Raw genomic sequence first — 8,872 nt, forward strand, 5'->3', positions numbered from 1 at the left:
TGAACACACTGTTGTGATATTTAGGTGTCTTTAACTCCCCCCAGGGCGGCGGCGGCGACACAAGACGCGCGGCGTGCGCCGCCCGGTTTAGCCCCCGGCCCCCCCGCGCCCCCCCCGAGACCGGTCCCCGCGCCGGAGACCACACAGATCCGGCCCTTCAGCACATCGGGTGCCAACACCCGGGAATTCCCTGCCGGGGCCGTCACGCGAAGCCGTCCATCGACGACAGGACCCGCATCATCACCTCGTCGGCGCCACCACCGATCGCCAGCAACCGGTTGTCGCGGAAGAAGCGCGCAGTCCAGGTCTCCTCCATGTATCCGATGCCGCCGTGCACCTGCAGACACCAGTCGGCGACCTGCCGAACGAGCCTGCCCGCCTTCAGTTTCGCGATGGTGGCACTGCGGGTGACGTTGTCCCCGCGCATATACGCCTGCGCGATATCGCGGTTGTAGACCTTCAGCAGGTCGACTTCGGCGGCGAGTTCGGCATAGGTGTAGGCAAGGTACTGTTGCGACGACAACGGCTGCCCGAATACCTTGCGCTGCTTGGCGTAATCGCGGGTGCGACCGAGCGCGACCTCCATCCCGGACGGCACCGAATAGCAGCCCCACATGCGTTCCATCACGAACTGTTCCATCTGCTGCTGGAAACCGCGGCCGATGGTGCCGATCGTGTTCGACACGGGTACACGGACGTCGTCGAAGGACAGCATGCCGGTGTCCGATGCACGCATACCGAGCTTGTCGAGCTTCTTCGCCACCGAGAATCCGGGGGTGTCGGTGGGCACGATGATCTGGCTCATCCCCTTGAAGCCGCCCTCGTCGGACGTGCGGGCGAGCAGGCAGAGCCAGTCGGCTTGCAACGCGTTGGTGATGAACATCTTCGCGCCGTTGATGATCCAGTCGTCGCCGTCACGGCGAGCCCGGGTCTTCAGCCCCGCCACGTCCGAGCCGGCGTCCGGTTCGGTGATCGCGACCGCGGCGATCATCTCGCCACGCATCGCGGGCGCGAGGAACTGTTCTTTCAGTTCGTGTGTGCCGTACTTGTGCAGCGACGGGGTCGCCATCGAGTTGTGCACGCCGAATGCCATCGGGAACGAGCCGTGATCGACCCGGCCCATCTCCTCGGCCAGCACCAGTGTGAAGAGATGATCGGCGCCCTGGCCGCCGTAGGCCGGGTCGTAGTCGAGGCCGACGAAGCCGAGTTCGGCCATCTGCGTGACGATGTCGTGCAGCGGGATCATGCCCGCCGCTTCCCACTCGTCGATGTTCGGGTTGATGCGCTCGTCGACGAATCGGCGCACCGAATCGCGGAACTGCTCGTGCTCCGGCGAAAACACAGTCATCAGAACTCCTCGTCCGAAATCAGGGATCGCAGTGCGGCGGGGATCTCGACGGGCATGTCGAGTAGCTGCTGGGCGACGGCCTTGCCCTGCGGGTCGACGCGTAGTGACGCGGTGCCGCCCGCGCCGAGTCCGTCGTGCAGCAGGAAGTTCACCGCGTGCAACCCCGGCAGGCCGTAGCGCTGGACCGAGGTCGAGCCGAGGTGGGCCAGGTACTTCCCGACCGCCTTCGCCGTCACCTGCGCGTGCAGGATCGGCTCGAACTCGGGTCGGCGTGCGATGACACCGACGTTCACGTCGGCGCCTTTGTCGCCGGATCTGCCGTACGCGATGGCACGCAGCGGTACCTCGACGGTGTCGCGACCGGGTGCCGAATCAGCGACAGGGTCGACTCCGCGTGGGCCGTCGACGGTTTCACAGAGTTCCGGTGGCACGTCCGAGAACTCGACAGCCCGACCGTCGACCTCCACCCGGGCGGGCAGGAGCTCACGCGGCACGAGGAAACTGTCGAGCCGCAGCACCGGTGACGGTGTCGGTAACGCACCACCGCCGCCGATTCCCGGCGGACCGGACAGTCCCATCGAGGGAAACTCGCGGATCACGGCCGACAGTGCCGCCGGGTCGTCGTGGCGTAACGCGATGCGCAACCAGACTTCGCGCACCACGGCACGCCGCGCATGCGGGCCGTAGGTGTCCTCGGCACCGAGGACGTCGACCTGGACCTCCTGGAGTTCCGGGAATCCCTTGTACGTCAACAGGGTTCCGAAGCGCGCCACCATGTCGGCGGCGACCCGTCTGCCTTTGGCCACCGCGTCGTGCCCGCCGAGGAAGAACATGATCTGCGCGCGGGCGCCGTCGGGAACCTGCGCGCAGGCCTTCAGCGTCGGCGTCGGCGCGATGCCGCGAGCGCCGCTCACCGCCACCCGGTTCGGGCCGATCTCGGCCAGCCGAACCTGGGTCCAGTCGCAGACGACGTCGGGCAGCAGATAGGCCGCCGGATCACCGATCTCGTAGACGAGTTGTTCGCCGACGGTGCGCCGGTCGACCAGACCGTCGGTGCCGGAGGCGATGGTGACGACGAAGGAGCCGTCCGCGCGCACCTCGGCGATCGGGTAGCCGCTGCGTGCCCAGCTGCCGGTGGACTGCCAGTCGGTGAGCAACCCGCCGGTGGACTGCGGACCGCATTCCAGCAGGTGCCCGGCCAGACTTCCCTGCGACAACTGGTCGAAATCGTCTACCGCCCAGCCGAACTCGTGCATCAGTGGACCCAGGACCAGCGCACTGTCCGCGCACCGGCCCGTCACGACGATATCGGCGCCCGCGGCCAGCGCCGCGGCGATCGGCCGGGCGCCGAGGTAGGCGTTCATGCTGATCGGCCGCTGCGGCACCGGGGTGCCGCGGGTGGTCTCGCGCAACCCCGAATCACGCAGCGAGTCGAGCAGTGGCAGTACGTCGTCGCCGGTGACGGTCGCGATCGACACGGTCCGTCCGGCAACGGCGGCCGCCGTGCGCAACACCTCGGCGGCGGCGTGCGGGTTGATGCCGCCAGCGTTGGTGATCACCTTGATGCCGCCGTCGACGAAGGCGGCGATGTTCTCGCCGATGATCCGGATGACGTCGCGCGCGTAGCCCTGTCCGGGATCCTTCATGCGCGCCTTCGACAACACCGCCATGGTGATCTCGGCGAGGGACTCGTAGATGAGATATTCGCAGCGTCCGTCCGCGAGCAGCTGGGGGGTCGCGAGATACGAATCGCCCCACATACCCGCCGCGCCGCCGATGGTCACAGTCTTCATTCACCCTCCTCGGTGCGGATACGTACCAGCACGTCGCCGGCGGCCACTTGCTTTCCGGCCGTGGTGATCTCGCCGATCACGCCCGGCACGTCGGCGACCACGGGACGCTCCATCTTCATCGCCTCCAGCACCAGCAACGGCGTGCCGACAGCCACGGTGTCGCCCTCCCGGACGAACACGGTGGTGACGGTGCCGTGCATCGGCGCGCCGAGCACGCCACTGCCGCATGTCGCCGCGGAATCCGGTGGTGCGAGCAGGGTGTCGGACAGATCGAGGTCACGGTCGGCGAAGGCCAGGAGGATCCGGTCCGGGTCCGGGCACAGTCCCTGCGCCGCCGCGGCGGTGCCGTCAACGAGCAGCTGATCGCCGTGCCAGGTGAGGCGATGAGTGGTGTCATCGACGGTGACCGAGAGCCCGCGGCCGTCGCGCTCGAGGTCGATCTGCTTGCCGTCGAGAACTACCACCGATGTCTGCGCGGCCTTGTTCGTCCACCCGGCCAGACCCGGTGAACGCTGCGCAACCCTGCGCTCGCGCTCCCGATGCAGCCAGCCGGCCGCGACCGCGAGCTGCCTGGGCGAATGCGCAGGAGGCCCGGTGAGATCGACCTCGCCGAGGAAGGCCGTCGTGGCCTCACCCTCGGCGAACGCCTTGTCTCGCAGCACCCGCACGAGGAACCCCCGGTTGGTGGTGAGCCCGAACACCCTGGTGCGTTCCAGTGCGCCGATCAGTCGGCGGCGGGCCTGTTCGCGCGTGCTGCCGTAGGCGATGATCTTGGCCAGCATCGGGTCGTAGTGACTGCTGACGACGCTGCCCGCGGCGATGCCGGAGTCGACCCGGATCCCCTCACCGGTCGGCGGTTCCCAATCGACGATCTCACCGGTCACCGGCAGATAGTCGTTGGCGGGGTCCTCGGCGTAGAGCCGGACCTCGATCGCATGCCCGGCCGGCACGACGTCGTCCTGCGCGATGGTCAACCGCTCGCCCTGCGCGATCCGCAGCTGCCAGTCGACCAGGTCGAGGCCGGTGACCAGTTCGGTCACCGGATGCTCGACCTGCAGCCGGGTGTTCATCTCGAGGAAGGAGAACTCGCCGTCGGCACCGAGGAGGAACTCGACGGTGCCCGCCCCGACATACCCGATACTCGCCGCGGCGGTCACCCCGGCATCGCACATCTTCTGCCGCAGTTCGGGCGTCAGCGCCGGACTCGGCGACTCCTCGACGACCTTCTGGTGCCGCCGCTGGATGGAGCAGTCCCGCTCGCCCAACGCGATGACATTGCCGTACTCGTCGCCCAGCACCTGGATCTCGACGTGCCTGGGCCCGAGCAGGGCGCGCTCGAGCAGCAGAGCGTCGGAGCCGAAGGCGGACAACGCCTCCCGCCGCGCGGCCGCGATGGCTTCGGCCACGACTCCCAGCTCGGTGACCAGCCGCATGCCCTTGCCGCCACCGCCCGCGGATGCCTTGACCATCAGCGGCATGCCGATCCGCTCGGCCTCGGCGAGCAGCCGTTCGTCGGACTGCTCCTCCCCCTGATAGCCGGGCAGCATCGGCACACCGGCCTGCGCCATCAGCCGCTTCGACGCGGCCTTGTCGCCCATCGAACGGATCGCGTCGGGGGTCGGCCCGATGAAGACGATGTCGGCATCGGCGCACGCCTGCGCGAAGTCGGCACGCTCGGACAGGAACCCGTAGCCGGGATGGATCGCTTGCGCCCCACTGCTTTTCGCGGCGGCGATCAGCTTCCCGGCATCGAGATAGGACTCGGCCGCCTGCGCCGCGCCGAGGTGGACGGCAGTGTCGGCGGCGAGCACGTGCGGCGCGTTCGCATCCGCGTCGGAATAGACGGCGACCGTTCGATAGCCCTGCGCCTTCGCCGTCCGGATCACCCGGACCGCGATCTCCCCGCGATTGGCCACCAGTACGGTATCGAATCTCATACTGTCACCGCCCATTCCGGGTCGCGCTTGCCGAGGAACGAGGCGATACCCTCGCGTGCCTCGGCGCCGAGCATGGTCTCGGCGAATCGTGCGGCGGCATGGTCGAGTAGGGCCTCGCGGTCCATTTCGAGCGCCGTGTGTGCAAGTTCTTTGGTGAGGGCATTCGCCGCGGGCGCGCATCGCAACACCTGATTCAGCGTCCGGTCGATGGCCTCGTCTAGCGCGGCGCTGTCAGTGACGATCTCATCGACCAGGGTGAGCCGCATCGCCTCGGCGGCGTCGATGACCAGGGAGGTGAGCATCAGCCGGCGCGCGTGATGCAGCCCGATCCGGCCGATGACGAACGGCGAGATCTGCGCCGGTGTCAGACCGAGCTTCGTCTCGGTGAGCGCGAAACGTGCCGAGGTCGTGGCGATCGCGACATCGGCGATCGCCACCAGACCCAGACCACCGGCCATCGCCGCGCCCTCGACCGCCACGATGACGGCGACAGGCAAGCGATCCCATGCCGCCAGCGCGGTGCCGTAAGTCCGGTTCACCGCGGCGATCTGCCCGGGATCGGGGGCACCGCCCTGGAACACGTTGCGAAACGAGCTCAGGTCGCCGCCGGCGCAGAACGTACCACCGGCCCCGCGCAGCACCACCGCACGCGGGCGTGCCTGCTCGATATGGTCCGCCACGCGGCACAATCCGACGAGCATCTCGTTCGAGAGCGCGTTGCGCTGCTTCGGTCTGTTCAACGTGACGAAGAGGACGCCACCGCGTTCCTCCAGGAGGATGCCCTCGAGTTCGGGAAGAGTTGTTGTCATCGTCGCACTCACATCCTGGCCACGCCGAAGCTGACCGGTCGGGGGTCGATCTGTTGCGCCTCGTCGACGGTCGCGAGCAGGAAACCGAGCACATTTCTGGTTTCGCGGGGGTCGATCACCCCGTCGTCGACCCCACGCCCGGACACATAGAAGGCGTCGGACTGCGTCTCGAGCAGATCCACCACGGCACGCTCGTTGGCGGCCAGCACCGCCTCGGGCACCTCCATGCCGCGCCGTTTCGCGGCGGCCTCGCCGACGATGCGCATGGTCGTACCGGCTTGCTCAGGTCCCATCAGCCCGATGCGCGCACCGGGCCAGCCGAACAGGAACCTCGGCGCGTAACCGCGCCCGCACATGCCGTAGTTTCCGGCACCGAAACTGGCGCCGGTCATGAAGGTGAACTGCGGCACGGTCGCATTCGAGACCGCCTGAATCATTTTCGACCCGTGCTTGATCATGCCGCCACGCTCGTAGGCGGTACCCACCATGAAGCCGGTGGTGTTCTGCAGGTAGACGATGGGCGTGCCCAGCTGGCAGCAGTGCTGAATGAAATGCGCGGCCTTGGTGGCGCCCTCGTTGTCGATGGGACCGTTGTTGCCGATGAAAGCGACCGCGCGCCCGTGCACTTCGCCCTCGAGACACACCGTCTGCGGACCGTAGCGGCCCTTGAAGTCGGAGAAGTCGGAGCCGTCGGAGATGCGGGCGACGACCTCTCGGACGTCGTAGGGCTGGCGGTAGTCCAGGGGAACAACCCCGGCCAGCTCGTCCGGATCATAGACAGGGTCGGCGAATCCGGACGGTACCCCGCGTAACTGTCCGGTGCCCCAGCCCGTGCGCGCGACTGCCTCACGGACCAGTCGGACGGCGTCGCCGTCGTCTTCGGCGAGATATTCCACCAGGCCGGAGACGTCGGCGTGCATCTGCGCGCCACCGAGGTCTTCGTCGGTGGCAATCTCTCCGGTGGCGGCCATGAGCAGCGGCGGACCGGCCAGGAATGCCTTGCCGCGGCCCCGGACGCCGATCACGACGTCCGACAGTCCTGGCATGTACGCCCCACCCGCGGTCGACGAGCCGTGCAACACCGTGATCACGGGGATACCGGCCGCGGACAGGCGCGCGAGGTTGGCGAACATCTCGCCGCCGAGCACCCAGCCCTCGACGCGGTACGCCGGAATGTTCGCGCCCGCGCTTTCCACCAGGTGCACGAACGGCAACCGGTTCTCCATCGCGATGCGCTGGCACCGCATGATCTTGGTCAGCGACGAGGCCGACAGCGCCCCGGCGTTGATGCCCGAATCGGTGACCACGACGACGCACCGCACGCCCGAGACGAAGCCGATTCCGGCGAGCAGGCTCCCTCCCGGCACCGAGGTCGCGCGATCGGCATCGGTCAGCCCGTTCTCCGTCGCCGCGTAGCCGATGAGGTTCTGTAGTTCGAGATAGGGCGCGCCAGGATCGAGCAGCCGCGACAACCGTTCCCGTGGCAGCAGCTGCTTGCGCGCCGAGAACCGATCCGCCGAACGCTCCGAGGCCGTTCGGGCCCGCCCCTCCAGCTCGCGGAACTCCTCGATCAGAGCGAGCATCGCCGCTCGGTTCGATCGGAACTCCGCGGAACCGGGATCGACCCGCGTTCGGTACACAGCCACGTTTGCGCAACCACCTTTCATGAGTGCCACTCAGCGATACCTGAGTCGCACTCATATGAGTTAGACACAGAGGCTTGCCGAAGTCAATGCACAAGTTCGACGCATGAGCCGGTAGCTGCCATAATCTCGATATGAGTACCACTCACATCGAGACGCAGACCAAGGGCGACCGGACTCGCGACGCTATTCGCGCGGCGGCCGACGAGTGCTTTCGCCAGTTCGGCTTCGATGCGACCGGCGCCGAGATTGCCCGGCGAGCCGGTGTCGTCGAGGGCACCGTGTTTCTGCACTACCGCAACAAGCTCGGCCTGCTCACGGCCGTGATGAGCGATTTCTACGACCTCCTGCAGACCGAGGCCGAACGCTCGCTCGCCCGTCCGGGGACAACGGTGGAGCGATTCCGGGTTCTCGTCGACGGGTGGGCGAGCCGAATCGAAACCGATTGGGACCTCATCAGCGTGTTCGTGCACCGCGCCCAGGACGCGCCCGATTCCGAACTGGCCGCGACCATGCACGCCCGCAGCCGCGCCTACACACGCCTGTTCGTCGCACTCATCAAGGACTTGCAGTCCGAAGCCCGACTACCGGCGACCACACCGGCCACACTGTTGCGCGACATGGTCTTCGGAACCCTGGAACACACCGCGCGCGGCCAGATCGCCGCGGGTAAACCGTTGCAAGTGCGCCGCACCGGACAGCAGACCGTCGATTTGCTGCTCACCCAACACGAAACAACTCTCGACGTCGACCGGCTCGCGGCGATGGACGCCAAACTGGATCGACTGCTCTCGCGGGTAGACGCAGAAGACCAGCCACGAACAGGTGACGGCGGCGTGCCGGGATAACGGCGGATATCGGCCTCGGTGCATCGAGCCTGATGGTCGCGTGCCGCGAACTCACCGACGCAGAGGGGTTCCGTGCCTGCATGCGGTCTGGGGCGACGTTATTCGGCCGCCCCGGTGATATTGCGGGCCATCCCGCCGAAGATCACGGTGTGGAAGGGGCTGAGCGCTTTCCAATAGAGATGTCCGGCCAAGCCGTGTGGTTCGAACAGGGCGCGCTGCCGGTAGTGCGCACCGCCGTCGGCGGTCGGGGTGATCGACAGCTCGAGCCAGCCACTCCCTGGGACGCGCATCTCCGCGCGCAATCGCAACAGCCGTCCGCGTTCGAGGTGCTCGACCCGCCACCAGTCCAGCGCTTCGCCCACGTGCAGGCGGTGGGGGTCGCGGGGGGGGGGGGGGCGGGCCCCCCCCCCCCCCCCCCCCGGCCCCCCCCCCCCCCCCCCCCCCCGCCCCCCGCCCGGCTGTACCCGCCTGTGGTCCGCCCCCCCCCCCCCCGG

The 8,872-nt window shown here is 68.0% G+C and carries 7 protein-coding genes; 1 reads left to right on the top strand and 6 read right to left on the bottom strand.

The features are described from left to right. Positions 1–202: 202 nt before the first annotated feature. From ACFWPX_RS30210 to ACFWPX_RS30230, 5 genes are read right to left on the bottom strand one after another with little or no spacing between them, the layout of a single operon-like run. Complete coding sequence (locus ACFWPX_RS30210; RefSeq protein ID WP_378931166.1) at positions 203–1,348, bottom strand: acyl-CoA dehydrogenase family protein; 1,146 nt, start codon at positions 1,346–1,348, stop codon at positions 203–205. Next, the gene (locus ACFWPX_RS30215; RefSeq protein WP_378931168.1) at positions 1,348–3,141 is read right to left on the bottom strand and encodes an acyclic terpene utilization AtuA family protein; all 1,794 of its coding nucleotides are present in this window, start codon (positions 3,139–3,141) and stop codon (positions 1,348–1,350) included. The genes ACFWPX_RS30210 and ACFWPX_RS30215 overlap by 1 nt, the downstream gene beginning before the upstream one ends. Further along, positions 3,138–5,078 carry a biotin carboxylase N-terminal domain-containing protein gene (locus tag ACFWPX_RS30220; protein ID WP_378931170.1) on the bottom strand — a complete coding sequence of 647 codons (1,941 nt, stop codon included), beginning with the start codon at positions 5,076–5,078 and terminating at the stop codon, positions 3,138–3,140. The genes ACFWPX_RS30215 and ACFWPX_RS30220 overlap by 4 nt, the downstream gene beginning before the upstream one ends. Then, on the bottom strand, positions 5,075–5,887 hold the full coding sequence (locus tag ACFWPX_RS30225) for an enoyl-CoA hydratase/isomerase family protein (RefSeq protein ID WP_378931172.1): 813 nt from the start codon (positions 5,885–5,887) through the stop codon (positions 5,075–5,077). Before ACFWPX_RS30225 ends, ACFWPX_RS30220 begins: the two co-directional genes overlap by 4 nt. A gap of 8 nt (positions 5,888–5,895) precedes the next feature. Continuing rightward, complete coding sequence (locus ACFWPX_RS30230) at positions 5,896–7,533, bottom strand: acyl-CoA carboxylase subunit beta (protein ID WP_378931174.1); 1,638 nt, start codon at positions 7,531–7,533, stop codon at positions 5,896–5,898. Between the two features lie 131 nt (positions 7,534–7,664). Here ACFWPX_RS30230 and ACFWPX_RS30235 point away from each other — a divergent pair, with 131 nt between their 5' ends. Next, complete coding sequence (locus ACFWPX_RS30235) at positions 7,665–8,378, top strand: TetR/AcrR family transcriptional regulator (protein ID WP_378931175.1); 714 nt, start codon at positions 7,665–7,667, stop codon at positions 8,376–8,378. A 98-nt stretch (positions 8,379–8,476) separates the two neighbouring features. On the opposite strand, the gene ACFWPX_RS30240 is transcribed toward ACFWPX_RS30235, so the two are convergent. Then, complete coding sequence (locus tag ACFWPX_RS30240; RefSeq protein WP_378931177.1) at positions 8,477–8,740, bottom strand: DUF2867 domain-containing protein; 264 nt, start codon at positions 8,738–8,740, stop codon at positions 8,477–8,479. Positions 8,741–8,872: the final 132 nt, after the last annotated feature.

The organism is Nocardia sp. NPDC058518 (assembly GCF_042719655.1).
GTDB lineage: Bacteria > Actinomycetota > Actinomycetes > Mycobacteriales > Mycobacteriaceae > Nocardia.